1 protein-coding gene is annotated in these 299 nt (G+C 37.8%); it reads left to right on the top strand.

What is annotated here, in order from left to right:
• On the top strand, window positions 1–104 hold a 104-nt coding region (locus KVT34_RS30100; protein ID WP_217563278.1), incomplete at its 5' end, for a DUF3967 domain-containing protein.
• Between the last annotated feature and the right edge of the window lie 195 nt (window positions 105–299).

The following is a 299-nucleotide window of genomic DNA, read 5'->3' as shown; positions in this document are numbered from 1 at the left end:
GGGATGATAATCTTATGAAAATGGTCAGAGAAATCCAAGATGCAAAGCGTACTAGCGTTTCGGCACAGCAAGAAATAGCGGCGGCTAAAAAGAAAAAGTGTTAGAAGTTTCGAGAGTAAACTACCATATGCACATCAACTTAAAAACATAAAAGAACCCAAGCAGCTGATGTAACAGTTTCTTGGGTTCTTTTATGTTTTTAACAGGGGCAATTTACTCTGTAATATTCCCAAAAGTATTAAGGGATGAATATAAATTGCATGATATGGACCCATTGGGCTCTCTTTTTAGGAAGCGGC

Source organism: Paenibacillus sp. GbtcB18 (assembly GCF_019091125.1).
Classification (GTDB): Bacteria; Bacillota; Bacilli; order Paenibacillales; family NBRC-103111; genus Paenibacillus_F; species Paenibacillus_F chitinolyticus.
This window is presented reverse-complemented; position numbering and strand designations above follow the sequence as displayed.